Here is a 15,447-nt window from a genome sequence, read left to right on the forward strand (position 1 = left end):
GGTCAGTCCCCTCTTGTTTCCGGTGGATTCATGGCAAGCCTGCCATGCGTCCGGGTCACCACCAAGCCGCCGGGTAGCCAAACGCCGCCCTGACCACGCCAGTCGCCGACCAGCGCGTCGACGGACCGCAGGTGGGCGTCGGTGAGGCCGCGCGCGCCGTGCGCGACGAGCCAGTTCCGCAGGATCCTCCGCCGGAGGGATGCCGGCAGCGGCGAAAGGGCCGGGATGTCCGGTTTCCCGTGCCGCGCCAGGAAGTCCGCGGCGAGCGCGTCCAGCGCCTCGGAATCCTCCCTGAGCTGGGCGGCCGTGCGGGCGAGCGCGGCCGCGACCCCGCCGTGGAGGACGTCTTCCAGCAGTGGCAGCACTTCCGTGCGCAGGCGCACCCGGGTGTAGCGCGGATCGCTGTTGTGCGGGTCCTCCCACGGGGTCAGGCCGAGCGCGTGGCACGCCTGCCGGGTCGTCGCGCGGGGCACGTCGAGAAGTGGCCTACCCCACGGGAGATCCACAGCACGCATCCCGGCGATGGACCGCGGACCGGAGCCGCGGGCGAGTCCGAGGAGGACGGTCTCGGCCTGGTCGTCACGCGTGTGCCCGAGGAGGACGATCCCGCGCTGGTGCTCGCGAAGTGCCGCATACCGGGCGTTCCGGGCCGCCGCCTCGGGTCCGCCGGCACCGGTCACGTCGACGGTCAGGACCTCGGCGGAGTCCACGCCGAGCTTGCGCGCGACCCCGGCCGCTTCCGCGGCCACGCGTGCCGAGTCCGCCTGCAGCCCGTGGTCCACGACCAGCGCGCGCACCGGCAACCCGAGCGCTCGCCCGGTGAACACGGCGGCCTCGGTGAGCGCCAGGGAATCGGCCCCGCCGGACAACGCGACGTCGATCGCGGGCACGCCGGGGCACTCGGCCAGGAGGTTCCGCACCGCGCGGCGCACCGCGGCGACCGCGGGGTGCGGGCCGGTCACGGGTGGACGCGCCGCACCCACGCCTCGGGATCGGCGATCTCGGCCCGGGTCGGCAGCGTGTTCGGCGAGGTCCAGACGGCGTTGAACCCGGCCATCCCGACCCGGTCGACCACGTGCCGGGTGAAGGCCGCGCCCTGCGCGTACTGGCGGATCTTGGCGTCCACCCCGAGCAGCGCGCGCAGCAGGCGGTCCAGCAGGCCGCCGCCCTTGCGCCGCTCGGTGAACCGCGCGCGGATGGTCTCGACGCTGGGCACCACGCTCGGCCCCACCGCGTCCATCACGTAGTCCGCGTGCCCTTCGAGGAGGGTGGACAGCGCCAGCAGGCGGTCGAACACCTCGCGCTGCTCCGGCGACCGCAGCAGCTGACCGACCGCGACCAGCCCGTCGGCCTTGGCGCGCCGGGCCTCGCGCAGCGCCTCCGGCAGCCGGCCGAGCAGGTCGGTCATCCCGTCGTTGTCGCTGGTGAGGCCGCCGACCAGGCGCTCGACCTCGTCGGCGAAGTAGTCGCGCAGCCAGTCCACGGCGGTGAACTGCAACCGGTGGGTGCTCTCGTGCAGGCACACCCACAGCCGGAAGTCGCGGCCCGGCACCTGCAGCGCCTGCTGGGCGGTGACCACGTTCGGCGCCACCAGCAGCAGCCGCCCGCCGCCGTCCGGCCCGCCGAACGGGTCGTACTGGCCCAGCACGCGGGAGGCCAGGAAGGCCAGCACCACGCCGGTCTGCACGCCGGCGCCACCGGCCAGGACGGGCCCGAGCGGGCCGGCCGGGTTGGGCGGCAGTGCCTTCGCGGTGAGCGCGTCCAGCCCGGCGGCGGCCGAGCGCACCCAGCCGGGCCGGTCCACCACGTCACCGGGGAGCAGCGGCAGCCCGGCTCCCAGGCCGGTCAGGTCGCGGACGTGGGCCTCGGCGTCGACCGTCAGCTCACGCAACTCGGTCACGGCCAGGCCGGCCTCCTCACGGGAGACCACCGGCCCGCCGCGGGCGAGGAACGCGCCCGTGGCGGCGGCCAGCGACCAGTCCACGACCGGCCGGGACGCGACCTCGCTCATCGTGTTCACACCTTTCCGGAAGCTATCGGCAGCCACAGCCCCGCAGCGAGGCCGCGACGACGTCCAGTGCCGCCCGCGCGGGATCCTGGTCGGGGCCGTCGGACATCAACGCGAACACCAGGACCCGGCCGTCCTCGTCCAGCACTACCCCTGCCAACGTGTGGACCCCGGACAGAGTGCCCGTCTTGGCGCGGACCCATCCCTTGCCGGACCGCGAGTTCGCGGCGTTGTAGCGGTCGGCGAGGGTGCCGCTGCCGCCGGCGACCGGCAGCCCGGCCAGCATCGGGCGCAGCTTCGCGGTGCGCGGGTCCTTGCCGTCCGGTTCGGCGGCGACCGCCAGGACCTGCGCGAGCAGCTTCGCCGGGACGCTGTTCTGCGGGGACAGGCCGCTGTTGTCGCTCAGCTCGACCTGCGACACGTCGAACCCGTTCTGGGACAACACGGACAGCGTCGCCTGCGCGGCGCCGGCGAACGACGCCTCGGTGCCGGTCGCGATCGCCGTCATCCGGCCGATGGCGTCGGCGAGGGTGTTGTCCGAGGCCTCCAGCGCGTGCGCGATCAGCTCGCTCAGCGGTGCCGACTTCACCTCGCCGAGCACCTTCGCGTCCTGGGGCGCCTTCGCCTGCCCGGCCGCGCTGGCGCCGAGGCGCTGGGCGAACGTCTGCAGCACGGTGTTCGCCGGCTGGGCGACGCGCATCGAGTGGTCGTTGGTCGGGTCGGTGAGACCGCCGTCGAGCATCACCGGCGTCATCGCGGCCGTGTAGATCGGCGCGTCGTCGGGCGCCCATCCGGGCGCGGTCAGCGGGCCGGACCAGATCGAGGTGTCGATCTGCACCTTCTCGATCGCGCCGCCGCTGGCCTGCTTGACCTGCGTGACGAGGTCGTCGAGGTGGGCGGCGCCGGAGTACACCGACTGCTGCCCGGCCGGCAGCGAGGACAGCGTGATGTCCCCGCCCGCGACGATCACCGCGGTGTCCGGCGAGGCGCCCTGGACGACCTTGGTGCTCAGCTGGGTGCCCGGGTCCATCGCGAGCAGCGCGGCGGAGGTGGTCAGCAGCTTGGTGGTCGACGCCGGGGTGCGGAACTGGCCGGAGTTGCGGTCCCACAGCAGTTCGCCGGTTTGGGGGTCGATCACGGCACCGGTGAGCGTGCCCAGCGCGGAGCTCGCGGCGGGGCCGGCCAGCGCCGCGGACACGCCGGCCGACGTCGGTTGCGGCGCCGACTCGCTGGGCGCCTTGAGCGAGAGGGCCACCGGGACCGGCTCCGGGGTGTCGCCCTTGGGCAGGTTCGGCGCCCACGGCAGGCCGAGGCGGTTGGAGACGTAGGGCGTGGCGAGCGCGGCGCCCACCGCGATGACCAGGAGCAGCGCAAGGGCACTGGTGATCAGCACGCGCTTGCGGCGGCGCTTCGGCTTCGCCGCGGGCTCGGCGGGCGGCTTCTCCTCGCCGGTGGTCGCCTCGGCGGGGTGGATTTCGCCGCTGGGCTCGATGCGCATCGGCTGCATGAGCGGAGCAGCGGCGGGCGGCACCGGCTGCGGGCCCCGCGGACGCTCGGCATTCGGCGCGGCAGGTTGCCCCAGCTGCGACTGCTCGCCCTGCGGGCGCTCGGGGTGCGGCACCGGCTGCTCGCCCTGCGGGCGTTCAGGGTGCGGCGCGGGCTGCGGGGCCTCGGGATTCGGCGCGGGCTGTGGCCGGGGCCGCTCCGGCGGCGCGCCCTGCTCCGGCCGGCCGGGGCTCTGCTCGCCCCGCGCGGCGGGCTGCGGCCCAGGTCCCGGCTGCTGCGGCTGCGCCGGCCGCGGCTCGGGCTTCGGGAGCTGGTGCGGCTCGGTCTCCTGCTCCTGCCGCAGGTCGATCACCTGCGTGCGCTCCGCGTCCGGCTTGGGCGCCGGCACGAACAGCGTCGGCGACTCGGGCAGCGAGGCCTCGCCGGGCACCGGCAGCTGGGCCGTGGCACCACCGTCAGCGGGCTTCTCCTCGGCGGAGACGTCCGCATCTTCGGACGGCCACTCGGGCTGGTCGTTGCTCGGCACGCACCCCTCCTCCTCACCGGCGACACGCCGCCGGGCAAACTCACTGTTGTCAAGACGACATCAGTGCGACTTCCCAACGGCGCGTGGTCCACACTAGTGACGACAAGTTAGCGAAACCGTAAGCCGCCGGTACCGGCGGGAAAAAGACGAGGTCAGCGAGGACGCCGTGGAGTTCGACGCCACGATCGAAATCCCCAAGGGGGAGCGCAACAAGTACGAGGTGGACCACAAGACGGGCCGCATCCGCCTGGACCGGACCCTGTTCACGGCCACCCAGTACCCGGCCGACTACGGCTTCATCGACGACACCCTTGGGCAGGACGGCGACCCGCTCGACGTGCTGGTGCTCGTCCAGGAGCCGACGTTCCCGGGCTGCCTGATCCGCTGCCGCGCGATCGGCATGTTCCGGATGACCGACGAGAAGGGCCCGGACGACAAGGTCCTCGCGGTGCCGTCGGACGACCCGCGGCTGGAGCACCTGCGTGACATCCACCACCTGAACGAGTTCCACAAGCTGGAGATCGAGCACTTCTTCCAGGTCTACAAGGACCTGGAGCCGGCCAAGAGCGTCGAGGGCTCGCAGTGGGTGGGCCGCACGGAGGCGGAGGCCGAGATCAAGCGCTCCTACCAGCGTGAGATCGACCGGCTCGCGAAGGAGGCCGCCGAGGGCGGCGAGCACCACTGAGTGCCGGTCAACGCGAAACGCCCCTTCCCTGCGCGGGGGAAGGGGCGTTCGTCGTTGCTGATCAGGCCCGGTAGCCGGGGATGGGGTAGGCGGCGAGCAGGTCGCGCACCTCACCGGCGATCTTGGTGATCGCGGCCTCGTCGTTCGCGGCGGCCGCGGTGATCGTGCGGTCGATCCACTCGGCGATCTGCGGCTGGTGCTCCGGCGTGAGGCCGCGGGTGGTGATGGCCGCGGTGCCCAGCCGGATGCCGGACGGGTCGAACGGCTTGCGCGGGTCGAACGGCACCGTGTTGTAGTTCAGCTCGATGCCGGCGCGGTCCAGCGCCTGCGCGGCCGGCTTGCCGCCGATCTGCTTGCTGGTCAGGTCGACCAGCAGCAGGTGGTTGTCGGTGCCGCCGGACACCAGGTCGAAGCCGCGCTCGATCAGCGCCTCGGCGAGCGCCTTGGCGTTGGCGACGATGGCGTGGGCGTAGTCGCGGAACTCCGGCTTGGACGCCTCGCCCAGCGCGACGGCGATCGCGGCGGTGGTGTGGTTGTGCGGGCCGCCCTGCAGGCCGGGGAACACGGCCTTGTCGATGGCCTTCGCGTGGTCTGCGTCGGTCATGATCATCGCGCCGCGCGGGCCGCGCAGGGTCTTGTGCGTGGTGGTGGTGATGACCTGCGCGTGGCCGACCGGCGACGGGTGCGCGCCACCGGCGACCAGGCCGGCGATGTGCGCGATGTCGGCCACCAGCACGGCGCCGACCTCCTTCGCGATCTCCGCGAAGGCCGGGAAGTCGATGGTGCGCGGGATCGCGGTGCCGCCCGCGAAGATCAGCTTCGGCCGGTGCTCCAGCGCCAGCTCGCGGACCTGGTCGAGGTCGACGCGGCCGGTCTCCTTGCGCACGCCGTAGCGGACCGGGTTGAACCACTTGCCGGTGGCCGAGACCGACCAGCCGTGCGTGAGGTGGCCGCCGTCGGGCAGCGCCATGCCCATCACGGTGTCGCCGGGGCTGGCGAAGGCCAGGTAGGCGGCCAGGTTCGCGGGCGAGCCCGAGTACGGCTGCACGTTCGCGTGGTCGACGCCGAACAGCGCCTTGGCGCGCTCGATCGCGACCTGCTCCACCTGGTCGATGAACTGCTGGCCCTCGTAGTAGCGCTTGCCGGCGTAGCCCTCGGAGTACTTGTTGGTGAGGACGGAGCCGGTGGCCTCGAGGACCGCCTCGGACACGTAGTTCTCCGAGGCGATGAGGCGGATCTTCTCCGCCTGGCGGCGCGCCTCGTCCTCGACGAGACCGGCGATCTGCGGGTCGGCCGCGGTGAGCGTGGGGATGGCTGGCTGGTGCGTCATCTTCCTACTCCTGACACTGGCCACACCCAGGCGCGCGGTGCCGGCCTCGTCGGTCGCTTCCCGGTGGTGCTCCACCTCTACGGCGCCAGTCGCAAATTGCTGTGCGCCCAGCTTAGTACTCACGTCGCCGGTCTCGCCCACGACCAGCCGCGCGCAGCTCACCGGCCGGAGCCGCCGGTCGCGTCGATCGGGTGCGTGGCGGTGGATCTGGGCGTCGAATCCCGACCACAGGGCGGCGGCGTCGCCGCGACGGCCCAGCTGCGCCTGGAGGGCGAAGGCCCGGCCGCCGCCCGTTCGGATGCGCTCCTATGAAGGCGTTTCCATCGGCGATCCGACCGAGGCGATGGGCATCGGCGGCTTCGCGGGTGCGGCGCTTCGCGAGGAGCCGACCGCATACGGGGCGTTCGCGCGCATCCTGCGCGAGGCCGCGGTCATCTACCCGGACCCCGCGCACCCGGCCGGCTGCCTGGCCATGAGCGCGGGGACCAACGTCACTTCGGAGGACACCGAAGTGCGCGCGTTCCCCGCGATCCGCGCAACCGGAACGTGGACGGGTTCGAGGCCCGGCTGCGGGAGGCGCAGCGGGCGGAGGAACTGCCAGCCCAGGCCAGCCCCGGACCCTGGCCGAGTACTTCGCCACCGTCCTCCAGGGACTGTCGCAACGAGCCCAGGACGGCGCCACCGCCCCCAGCTGGCCGCGGTGGCCGAACTGGCGCTGGCTGCCTGGCCGGCAGCGCAACGCTGATCAGTCCGCCCACTCCGGCCGGCGAGATCGCAGCCGGAGCACTAGTCGACGGGTGCGACACCGTCCGCGTGCCGCCGGGCCAGCTGCTGGTAGATGGCCGCGTTGTGGTCGACCCAGCCCCGCGCGGAGTCGGTCAGCGGCACGAACTTCTTGGCCGGGCTGCCCATCGCGATGACCTCCGGCGGCACCTGCGTGCCCGGGGTGACCGTGGAACCGGCGGCGATCAGCGCCCGCTCGCCGATCACCGACTGGTCGAGCACGGTGGAGCCGTTGCCGATCAGCGCCTGCTCGCCGACCGTGCAGTCGTGCACCAGGCACATGTGACCGACCGTGACGTTGCGGCCGATCTCGCACACCCCGGTGTTGACGTGGACCACGGAGTTGTCCTGGATGTTGGCGCCCTCGCGCACGATGATCTTGCCGAAGTCGGCCCGGAGGACCGCGCCGTACCAGATCGACACGTCCTTTTCGATGACGATGTCGCCGATCAGGGTCGCGGTGGGCGCGATCCAGGCGTCCGGGTGGACGGTGGGGCTCACGCCCTCGAAGGAGAACAGAGGCATACCCGGAACCTTAGGCCAGACAGAGCGACTCGATCTCCTCACGGAGGGTGGCGAACGGACGACGCCGGACACGCTGCTGCACCACCGCGCCGAGCAGGTAGGACATCAGGGCCCGGGCCCGCGCCCGCGGGTCGATGACACCGACTCCGGCGAGCAGCTCGGTGAGCAGCTCGGTGACCGACCGCAGCATCGCCTCGATCGCCTCCGGGTGGTCGGCGCGGCTGACCGCGATCCAGTACTCGAACCACAGGAACGCCGACTCGGTCTCCTTGGCGAAGCTGTCGAGGTAGGACTCGAGGACGGCCCACAGCTTCTCCCGCGGATCGGCGTGCCGGCCGGCGACCTCGCGCAGCTCGTCCAGGAAGGCGGTCACGTGCGCGGCCATCGCCCGGTCGACGAGCACGTCGATGTCGGTGAAGTAGTAGTGGATGGCGCTCTTGGTGAGCGGGCTCGCGTCGGCGATCGCCCGTGCCGTGCACCCGGCCAGTCCGTCCCGCGCGAGCACCCGCCGCGCCGCTTCGACGATCTGCTCCTGCTTGGCGAGCTGGTTCGGGGAGAGCCGCTCGCGCTGCCCCGGCGTGGTGACGGCCACTGCGATGTCCTCCTGACTCGGATGAGGACGGTCAGCCTACCTGTCAGGACCGGTGTCCCAAACGGCGCCCGGCGTGGCTCGGGTGCGGGCGGTGGCCGGGGCGTTTACCGTCCCGGGATGAGGATCGCCCGTGTCTGGTTCGGACTGCACGCCCTGGTGGTGCTGGCCGGCGTGGTCATGCAGCTGTTCGTCACCTCGGGTGTGATGGGCGGGCGCTACGAGTCGGCCGCCGCCCGCATGGCGAACGTGTTCGCCTACTTCACCATCCAGTCCAACCTGATCGTGGGATTCACCGGCCTGCTGCTGGCGATCCGTCCACATCGGACGTCCACGGTGTTCCGGACCCTGCGGCTGGACGGGGTGCTCGCGATCGCGGTCACCGGCATCGTGTTCCACCTGGTGCTGGCCGGGCTGCAGGACCTCACCGGGTGGGCGTGGGTCGCGAACCTGTTGCTGCACACCGTGTCCCCGCTGCTGGGCGTGCTCGGCTGGTTGCTGTTCGGGCCGCGCGGCGCGGTCACCTCGCGGATCATCGGCTGGTCGGCGGTCTACCCGCTCGCGTGGGTGGCGTTCACGCTCGTCCGGGGCGCGATCGACGGCTTCTACCCGTACCCGTTCATCGACGTGACCGCGCTCGGGTACCCGCGGGTGGCGGTGAACTGCCTGGTGATCGCGGTGCTGTTCGTCGCGCTGGCGTTCGGCGCGATGCTGCTCGACCGGCTGCTAGGGCGCGGCCTCGACGACGCGGACGAGCCCGGTGGACGCCGGGAGGTGCAGCACCGCCCGGCCGAACCCAGCCGTGAGTAGCGCTTCGCGGGCCGCGGTCTCATCGGCGAAGTGCAGGTGCACGCGGCCCCGCACGAACGCCGAGAGCGCCTGGACGAACGCCCGCACCGCGAAGTCGGCGGTCGCCAGGTGCAGGTCGGACAGGTACCGGCCGCGCTCGAACCGCCGTAGCGCCCGCGCGAAGCGCGACCACATGGCCCGCACGGTCGCCTCGTCGAAGTAGTTGACCAGCCCCTCGGTGACGATCACCAGCCCGGGCGCCGGGTCGAGGCCGGCCACCAGCCGGTCCAGGGCCGTCTCGTCGAGGACGTCCAGTTCGGCCACGCGATGCCCGGGCCCGGCGGGGCTCGCGCGGCGCAGGGTGCGGCGTTTGCGCTCGGCCATGCCCGGCAGGTCCGCCTCGACGTAGGTCAGGGCGGGGTGGCGCCGGGTGAAGCGCCAGCCGCGGGCGGACAATCCGGCCGCGACCTCGACGACCTGCGTGATCCCGTGCCGCTCGATGGCGTCGGTGAGCAGGTCGTCGATCAGGCGGTGCCGGGCCAGCAGGAAGCCCTCCAGGGTCGGCCCGCCGACCGCGCCGCTGACCGCCATGAGCGGCCGCAGGAGCCGGTGCAGCACGCGGCCCTCGCCGGTCGCGAAGGCGGGATCGGAGAGCCCGTGCCGCACCCACACGTAACCGGTGTAGTGGGCGGTCGGACTGATCGTCTCGGAGCGGCGGGCCATGGCCGGAGAGCCTAGGCCGGAAACGACATCGGGGGCCCTCCGAGTGGAGAGCCCCCGACCGTTGCCGGAGCCGCCTAGGGGAATCGAACCCCTGACCTGCTCATTACGAGTGAGCCGCTCTGGCCGACTGAGCTAAGGCGGCAACACGAACTAGTGTAGCGACCCCTTTCGCGTCACTTCAGCACCCCCCGCGTCGTTAGGCTGTGCGACGCCGATCACACGGGATCGGCCCGTCGTACTGGGAGGACCTTCCACATGCGTCGACGCATGCCTCGCGCGCTGGCGCTGCCGGTCGCCGCGGCCGTGCTCGTCCTGTCGGCCACGCCCGCCGTGGCGCAGAGCACGATCCCCACCACCCCGACCCCGCAGCCGGCCAACCCGGGGCAGCCGCCGTTCATCGGCCAGGAGGGCCCGCAGCCGCTCGGCCACGCCGTCGCCGACGCGGCCGCCGCGATCGTGGTGCTGCGCCTGCTGCCGAACTCGGTCCCGACCAGCACGATCCTGCCCGGCTTCAGCGATCAGCTGCCGAAGCAGTCCGCGCTCGAGGCCGGGATGGGCCTGTCCAGCGCGCAGGCGAACTCCGAGGCGCTGCTCAGCTACGAGAAGGCGATCGCCCAGTCGTCCCCGTTCGGGCTCGCGGTGGGCGGCAACGCGCCGCAGGCGCCGGGCAGCCTCGTGCAGACCGCGCTGCCGGACAACGAGCAGCCGCTCACCGGCGGGCTCAACGCGCCGGAGAACCCGCTGCTCAACGTGGGTCTGCTGAACGGCAAGGTGCACGCGCGTTACAGCCCGACGCTCGGCCCGTGCGTCGGCACGATCGCCGACGCCAGCACCTCCGTCGCGAGCCTGTCGCTGCTCAACGTCATCCCGTCGCTGCCGAACCTGCCGATCGACGGCCTGGACCTGCAGAACGTGCAGCTGGCCGACGGCTTCGACCCGGCCAAGGGCCTGCAGACCCTCGGCGGCCTGCTCAGCGGCGGCGCCGAGACCAGGTCCGACGGCACGAACGCCGTGCTCAGCCTGCCCAACACGCTGTCCTCGCGGTCGGTGGTGCAGCTGGTCGACATCCCGGGGTCGCCGAACAAGGCGGTCCAGTCGATCTCGACGTTGCAGGCCGCCGACATCGAGATCCTCAAGGGCACCCCGCTGGAGCTGACGCTGAAGGTCGTCAGCCAGCCGACCCTCAAGGTCACCTCGACCGGTGACGAGAAGACCTCGAAGGTCGAGTACACGGCGCCGGTGATCACGATCGAGCGGCAGGGCAAGGTGCTCTACACGCTCGACGCGACCAACCCGACGAAGGACATCCCGATCGGGCTGCCGCTGTCCGGCCTGTCCCAGCAGTTCGGCCCGCTGCAGGACCTGCCGGTGGTCGGTGGCCTGGTCGCGACCGCGCAGAAGGGCCTGCAGCCGGTGTCGGACACCGCGGGCAAGGTGCTCGACCTCGGCGTCCTGCGGCTGAGCATCGCCGAGCTGACCCAGAAGGGCCAGAACCTCACCGAGCCGTTCCAGGGCTACCAGCTGGGCGCCGCCGCCCGGATGCTCGACCTGAAGATCCTGCCGACGACCGGGCTGAAGGACCTGCTCCCGGCCGGCAGCGACTCGCTGCCGTCGTCGCTGGCGCAGATCTCCCTTGGCGAGCAGATCGGGCGGGCGTACGCGCCCGAGGGCGGTGTCGTCTGCGGGAGCACCACGACGCCCCCGCCGCCGGCGGGCAACGCGGCTCCCCCGGGTGTGCCGCAGAAGCTCGCCTACACGGCCGGCGCTTACTCGGCGGTGCCGATGTTCTGGACCGGCACCGCGATGCTGCTGCTCGGGGTCGTGCTCGTGGCGGCGTTCCCGGCCCGCAAGCGGATGAAGACCGTTCCGGTGAAGCCGTCGCCGCGCCCGCGGGACTGACGTCTCGGCGATGACAAGGGGCGGTGCCGGGGAACCGGCACCGCCCTTTTTTTCAGCCGTGGCGCAGGGCCGTGAGCATCGCTTCCACGGCGATCCGCGGCTTGACGTTCCACAGGATCGCTTCGCGGCAGGCCAGCACGGCTTCCAGGCGCTTCAACGTGGATTCGGCCGTCCACTGGCGGGCGGCCTGTTCGATGTCCTGGGCGTGGTCCGGGTGGTTGTACCGGGCGTCCGCGCCGCTGATCGCCACGAGCACGTCCCGGTAGAAGCCGGCCAGGTCGACCAGCGCCAGGTCCAGCGTGTCGCGCTGGGTGCGGGTCGCGCGGGACTTCTGGCGCTTTTCCAGCTGCTTGACCGCCGCTTCGGCGGCCCGTTTGGCACCGGCGACGCCCTTGCCGGTCGCGTCACCGCCCATCGCGTTGCGCAGCTCGGCCTTCTCGGCCTCGTCGCGGACCTTGCTCTCCTCCGTCGCGTCCGCTTCGGCCGCGGCGATCAGGTCGTCGGCGCACCGGAACACGTCACCGGGCCGGGACAGGCCCAGCGGAATCCGCAGCACCGCGGCCCGGCGCTGGCGGGCGTTGTCGTCCGTGGCCAGGCGGCGGGCCCGGCCGACGTGACCACCGCACACCGAGGCCGCCCATTCGGCCAGCTCCGGGTCGACGCCGTCCCGGTCGGCCAGCACCCGGGCGATCGCCTCCGCGGCCGGCGTCCGCAGCGTCACCAGACGGCACCGCGAGCGGATGGTGACCGAGATGTCCTCGGGGTGGTCCGAGGGCGCGCACAGCAGGAACACCGTCCGCTCCGGCGGCTCCTCGACCGCCTTGAGCAGGGCGTTCGACGCGCCCTCGGTCAACCGGTCGGCGTCCTCGATGATCACGACCTGCCACTGGCCCGTGGTCGGGCGCCGTGCGGCGGCCTGGACGAGCGCGCGCATCTCGGCGACCGAGATCGACAGCCCCTCCGGGATGACCAGCCGCACGTCGGCGTGGGTGCCGTGCATCGCGGTGCGGCAGCCGGGACACTGGCCGCAGCCGGTGCCGGTGATGCACTGCAGGGCCGCCGCGAACGCGCGCGCGGCCACCGACCGGCCCGACCCCGGTGGACCGGTGAGCAGCCAGGCGTGCGTCATCGCCCCCGCCGGAGCGGGTTCCCCGGCCACGATCTGCGCCGCCGCGCGCGCGGCGGAGGACAACACGTCGACCGCGTGATCCTGGCCGACCAGCTGGGCCCACACCCCGGCCGGCGCGACGACAGCGGTCACCTGTCCTCACCCTCGGCCAGCGGCGCCAGTCCGAGCTTGCGCTGGGCGAGCACGGCCGCGACGGCGGTGCGCACCCGGTCGCCGACCTCGTCCGCGGGCCCGTCGGCGTCCACCACGACGTAGTGATCGGGGTCGGCGGCGGCCATCTCGCTGAGCAGGTTCTGCACGCGCCACTGGTCCTCGACCGAGATCGGCCCGGGCGCGTTCGCGCCGGGGTCGGCGTCCAGCAGCACGGTCACGTCGGGCCGCAGGCGGCCGGTGGCCCAGTCGGCCAGGCCTTCGAGTTCCTTCGCGTCCAGCCCGGCGACGGCGGACAGGTGCGCCAGCGGCGAGTCGACGAAGCGTTCCATCACCACGATCGAACCGCCGTCCAGCGCGGGGTTGACGTTGCGCTCCACGAGGTCGGCGCGCACCGCGGCGGCCGCGAGCGCCTGCGCCCGCGCCCCGGACAGCGAAGCGTTGCCGATGATCGTGGCCAGGCGCTCGTCGTCCAGCGCCGGATCCGCGGCCAGCACCACCGGGCGCGGGCTGACCGACCGCAGCCACTCGGCGAGTTTCGAAGCCTGCACCGCGGTGTCCGCGGCGGTCGTGCCCTCCAGCGCGATGAGCAGCCCGTTCACCCGGCGCGGGCGGCGCCGGATGGCGTTGCGCAGGTCGGCCATGATCGGCTCGGACCGGCGCGAGTCCATCTGCCGGTAGGCGACGACGCCGACGATCTCGCCGAGGCCGCCGCCGCCGAGCATCACCGGGCGGGTGCCGTCGATGATGATCTCGTGGTCCCACACCGTGACCCGGTGCGGCTTCGTCAGACCGATCAGCAGCGGCACCACCGCGACCGACCCGAACACGATGATCTTCATCATCGACTGGTAGATCGCGTTGATCCGGCCGCGGATCGCGTCCTCGACCTGGGAGCCGATGATGGTGACACCGGTCAGGAACGCGGCGCCGGCACACGCACCGACGATCGCCACCGCGAGCAGCGACACGGTCAGGTGCGGGGACAGCGCCACCAGGATCAGCGCCAGGCCGGCGAGCACGATCGAGATGCCGAACAGCCGGTCGTGCGGCAGCCGCCGGGCCAGCTTCGGCGCGCCACCCATCCCGGTGGCCAGCCCGATGAAGACGGCCACGACCAGCAGGCCCCACGTGGAGTCGCCGGCGTTCAGGCTCGTCGAGTACGTCTTGGCCGACCCGACCACCGCGCCACCCGCGGCGAACGCGCCGGCGGCGCCGATGAGCAGGCCGCGCACCAGCGGGGTGCTCCGCACGTACTTGCCGGCGTCCTTGATCAGCTCGCCCAGGCCGGGCTTGTCCGCCTCCTTGACCGGCTTCGCGGCCTTCTCGGCCTGCTCGTGCGAGACCCCGGCCATCCGCGGCTTGCGGACCGACAGCTCCGGGATGCGGGTCAGCACCAGGATCGCGCTGGCCAGGTACAGCAGCGCGATGAGCACGACGATGACCTTGGCGACGCCCAGTTCGCCGAAGAACCCGGACGGCAGGCCCACCGACGCCGCGATCCGCGTCACCACGGCGTAGAGAGCGCCCGCGGTGACCGTGGCGAGCCCGTAGGTCATCACCAGGCCGAGCTGGTTGGCCGTCTCCACCTGGTCCGGGCGCTTGAGCAGGTTCGGGACCGCCGCCTCCTTGGACGGGATCCACATCATCGCGCTCGCGCTGGCCAGGAAGTTCGCGACGTAGAGCCACCAGGACGTGCCGACGAACGCCACCGACAGCAGGAAACCGCAGCGGAAGATGTCCGCGACGAACATGACCTTGCGCCGGTCGAAGCGGTCGGCGAGCAGGCCGCCCAGCGGCGCGAAGATCAGGCCGGGCAGCAGCGCGGAGAGCAGGACGCCGGTGAAGGCGAAGTTCTGCGCGGTGTAGCTCGGGGTCAGCTGGGTCGCGAGGCTGGTCAGGCCGAGGATGGTCAGCCAGTCGGCGACGCTGCAGAGGTAGGTGACCCCCCACAGCCGCCGGAACGGCCGGATCGCCAGCACCCGACGGGCCCGGTGGATCGTCGAGGCGTCACGCCCTGCCGGCGCCTCACCTCCTGCGCCGGGTTCCACGTGCACGACCTCGCTGATCGGACCCACCCCACTTACTCCCGTGGCGCTGGAGAACCCCTGGCGCGGCAAACCGGTGTCCCCCAACCGTGGGGCCAGGGTAGCTCTGACGGTCTGAGAGCGCCCGTCCTGGTGGGCGATAGGTGTCCGGAATAGGTGGATCGTCCCGTCGTGGGCTAGTCGAAGATGCCGCTGAGCGTGTCGATCAGGCTCGACAGGAACTGGATCGCGAGCACGCCGAACACGACCATCAGCAGGATCGCGACCAGGAACGCCGTGGACCCGCTGGACGGCTTCGCCCGGCGGACCGAGCCGCCCTGGCCCGGCCGCGGCAGGCGGAACGACGGCCGCGGCCACGAGGCGAGCTTCTTGCGCCCGGTCCAGGTGCGCTGCCGGGGCAGGATGCCCAGCGGCGGCGCGGGCGGCACCGCCTGGGCGGGAGCCGCGGGTGGCGTGTCGTCCACCGGCACCTCGGCCGGCGCGGCCGGCTTGTCCGACATCGCCTCGATCATCTCGCGGACCTTCTCCGGGTCCGGCTCGACCGGCTTGGCCACCTTCAACGGCTGGTAGCCCTCGGCGTCGTTGACCGACCCCGAGACGGCGTCGCTGAACGTCAGCGGCGGCAGGCCGGACTGCGTGCCGTCCCCGTCGAAGCGCCCGTCGTCCTTCGCCGGACTCATGGTGACCACTCCCGTGCGTTCGGAAACACCTCGTCCCAGCGTAGTGGGCTTTTCGCGGCTCGCACGCGCCCATCCGG

13 protein-coding genes, 1 tRNA gene and 1 riboswitch are annotated in these 15,447 nt (G+C 72.6%); of the genes, 3 read left to right on the plus strand and 11 right to left on the minus strand.

Annotation, left to right across the window (positions count from 1 at the left end; translation table 11 throughout):
* Nucleotides 1-2 precede the first annotated feature (2 nt).
* The 3 genes from tilS to dacB are packed head-to-tail and all read right to left on the minus strand — an operon-like array spanning nucleotide 3 to nucleotide 4,040.
* Complete coding sequence (tilS, locus tag D0D15_RS16540; protein WP_094005618.1) at nucleotides 3-962, minus strand: tRNA lysidine(34) synthetase TilS; 960 nt, start codon at nucleotides 960-962, stop codon at nucleotides 3-5.
* A complete protein-coding gene (locus tag D0D15_RS16545; protein ID WP_094005673.1) occupies nucleotides 959-2,011 on the minus strand; it encodes a zinc-dependent metalloprotease in 1,053 nt (350 codons plus the stop codon). Before D0D15_RS16545 ends, tilS begins: the two co-directional genes overlap by 4 nt.
* Before the next feature lie 22 nt (nucleotides 2,012-2,033).
* Nucleotides 2,034-4,040: a D-alanyl-D-alanine carboxypeptidase/D-alanyl-D-alanine endopeptidase gene (dacB, locus tag D0D15_RS16550; protein WP_094005617.1), complete on the minus strand. Its 2,007-nt coding sequence runs from the start codon at nucleotides 4,038-4,040 to the stop codon at nucleotides 2,034-2,036.
* A 166-nt stretch (nucleotides 4,041-4,206) separates the two neighbouring features.
* Here dacB and D0D15_RS16555 point away from each other — a divergent pair, with 166 nt between their 5' ends.
* Nucleotides 4,207-4,725 (plus strand): inorganic diphosphatase, encoded by a 519-nt coding sequence (locus D0D15_RS16555; protein ID WP_094005616.1) that lies wholly within the window; start codon nucleotides 4,207-4,209, stop codon nucleotides 4,723-4,725.
* A 61-nt stretch (nucleotides 4,726-4,786) separates the two neighbouring features.
* Here the strand turns inward: D0D15_RS16555 and D0D15_RS16560 are convergent, their stop codons facing one another.
* The 3 genes from D0D15_RS16560 to D0D15_RS16575 all read right to left on the minus strand — a co-directional run bounded on the left by D0D15_RS16560 (nucleotide 4,787) and on the right by D0D15_RS16575 (nucleotide 7,955).
* Nucleotides 4,787-6,055 carry a serine hydroxymethyltransferase gene (locus tag D0D15_RS16560; RefSeq protein ID WP_094005615.1) on the minus strand — a complete coding sequence of 423 codons (1,269 nt, stop codon included), beginning with the start codon at nucleotides 6,053-6,055 and terminating at the stop codon, nucleotides 4,787-4,789.
* A 17-nt stretch (nucleotides 6,056-6,072) separates the two neighbouring features.
* Nucleotides 6,073-6,158: riboswitch (ZMP/ZTP riboswitch) on the minus strand.
* Between the two features lie 683 nt (nucleotides 6,159-6,841).
* Entirely contained in the window at nucleotides 6,842-7,363 is a 522-nt protein-coding gene (locus tag D0D15_RS16570) for a gamma carbonic anhydrase family protein (protein WP_094005614.1), read from the minus strand.
* A 10-nt stretch (nucleotides 7,364-7,373) separates the two neighbouring features.
* The gene (locus D0D15_RS16575) at nucleotides 7,374-7,955 is read right to left on the minus strand and encodes a TetR/AcrR family transcriptional regulator (protein WP_094005613.1); all 582 of its coding nucleotides are present in this window, start codon (nucleotides 7,953-7,955) and stop codon (nucleotides 7,374-7,376) included.
* Between the two features lie 117 nt (nucleotides 7,956-8,072).
* On the opposite strand from D0D15_RS16575, the gene D0D15_RS16580 reads away from it, so the two are divergent.
* Nucleotides 8,073-8,762, plus strand: a complete 690-nt coding sequence (locus D0D15_RS16580; protein WP_094005612.1) for a Pr6Pr family membrane protein — start codon at nucleotides 8,073-8,075, stop codon at nucleotides 8,760-8,762.
* Here the strand turns inward: D0D15_RS16580 and D0D15_RS16585 are convergent.
* A complete protein-coding gene (locus D0D15_RS16585) occupies nucleotides 8,679-9,464 on the minus strand; it encodes a class I SAM-dependent methyltransferase (protein ID WP_115944547.1) in 786 nt (261 codons plus the stop codon). The two genes, D0D15_RS16580 and D0D15_RS16585, sit on opposite strands and share 84 nt — an antisense overlap.
* Nucleotides 9,465-9,532: 68 nt before the next feature.
* Nucleotides 9,533-9,606 (minus strand) — tRNA-Thr (locus D0D15_RS16590).
* 113 nt (nucleotides 9,607-9,719) lie between these two features.
* Here D0D15_RS16590 and D0D15_RS16595 point away from each other — a divergent pair.
* Nucleotides 9,720-11,363: a hypothetical protein gene (locus tag D0D15_RS16595; RefSeq protein ID WP_244214963.1), complete on the plus strand. Its 1,644-nt coding sequence runs from the start codon at nucleotides 9,720-9,722 to the stop codon at nucleotides 11,361-11,363.
* Between the two features lie 52 nt (nucleotides 11,364-11,415).
* Here the strand turns inward: D0D15_RS16595 and D0D15_RS16600 are convergent, their stop codons facing one another.
* From D0D15_RS16600 to D0D15_RS16610, 3 genes are all read right to left on the minus strand, one after another.
* Complete coding sequence (locus D0D15_RS16600) at nucleotides 11,416-12,624, minus strand: DNA polymerase III subunit delta' (protein WP_094005609.1); 1,209 nt, start codon at nucleotides 12,622-12,624, stop codon at nucleotides 11,416-11,418.
* Nucleotides 12,621-14,720, minus strand: coding sequence for a bifunctional MFS transporter/dTMP kinase (locus tag D0D15_RS16605; RefSeq protein WP_115944549.1), 2,100 nt, complete (start codon nucleotides 14,718-14,720; stop codon nucleotides 12,621-12,623). Before D0D15_RS16605 ends, D0D15_RS16600 begins: the two co-directional genes overlap by 4 nt.
* A 146-nt stretch (nucleotides 14,721-14,866) precedes the next feature.
* Nucleotides 14,867-15,370, minus strand: a complete 504-nt coding sequence (locus D0D15_RS16610; RefSeq protein WP_233157278.1) for a hypothetical protein — start codon at nucleotides 15,368-15,370, stop codon at nucleotides 14,867-14,869.
* Nucleotides 15,371-15,447: the final 77 nt, after the last annotated feature.

It is taken from the genome of Amycolatopsis thermalba (genome assembly GCF_003385215.1).
GTDB lineage: Bacteria > Actinomycetota > Actinomycetes > Mycobacteriales > Pseudonocardiaceae > Amycolatopsis_E > Amycolatopsis_E thermalba.

Excerpts from the sequence above, each read along its gene's own strand:
- D0D15_RS16545 (WP_094005673.1), bottom strand. The coding sequence starts at position 2,011 with ATGAGCGAGGTCGCGTCCCGGCCGGTCGTGGACTGGTCGCTGGCCGCC.
- D0D15_RS16560 (WP_094005615.1), bottom strand. The coding sequence starts at position 6,055 with ATGACGCACCAGCCAGCCATCCCCACGCTCACCGCGGCCGACCCGCAG.
- D0D15_RS16570 (WP_094005614.1), bottom strand. The coding sequence starts at position 7,363 with ATGCCTCTGTTCTCCTTCGAGGGCGTGAGCCCCACCGTCCACCCGGAC.
- D0D15_RS16580 (WP_094005612.1), top strand. The coding sequence starts at position 8,073 with ATGAGGATCGCCCGTGTCTGGTTCGGACTGCACGCCCTGGTGGTGCTG.
- D0D15_RS16585 (WP_115944547.1), bottom strand. The coding sequence starts at position 9,464 with ATGGCCCGCCGCTCCGAGACGATCAGTCCGACCGCCCACTACACCGGT.
- D0D15_RS16595 (WP_244214963.1), top strand. The coding sequence starts at position 9,720 with ATGCGTCGACGCATGCCTCGCGCGCTGGCGCTGCCGGTCGCCGCGGCC.
- D0D15_RS16610 (WP_233157278.1), bottom strand. The coding sequence starts at position 15,370 with ATGAGTCCGGCGAAGGACGACGGGCGCTTCGACGGGGACGGCACGCAG.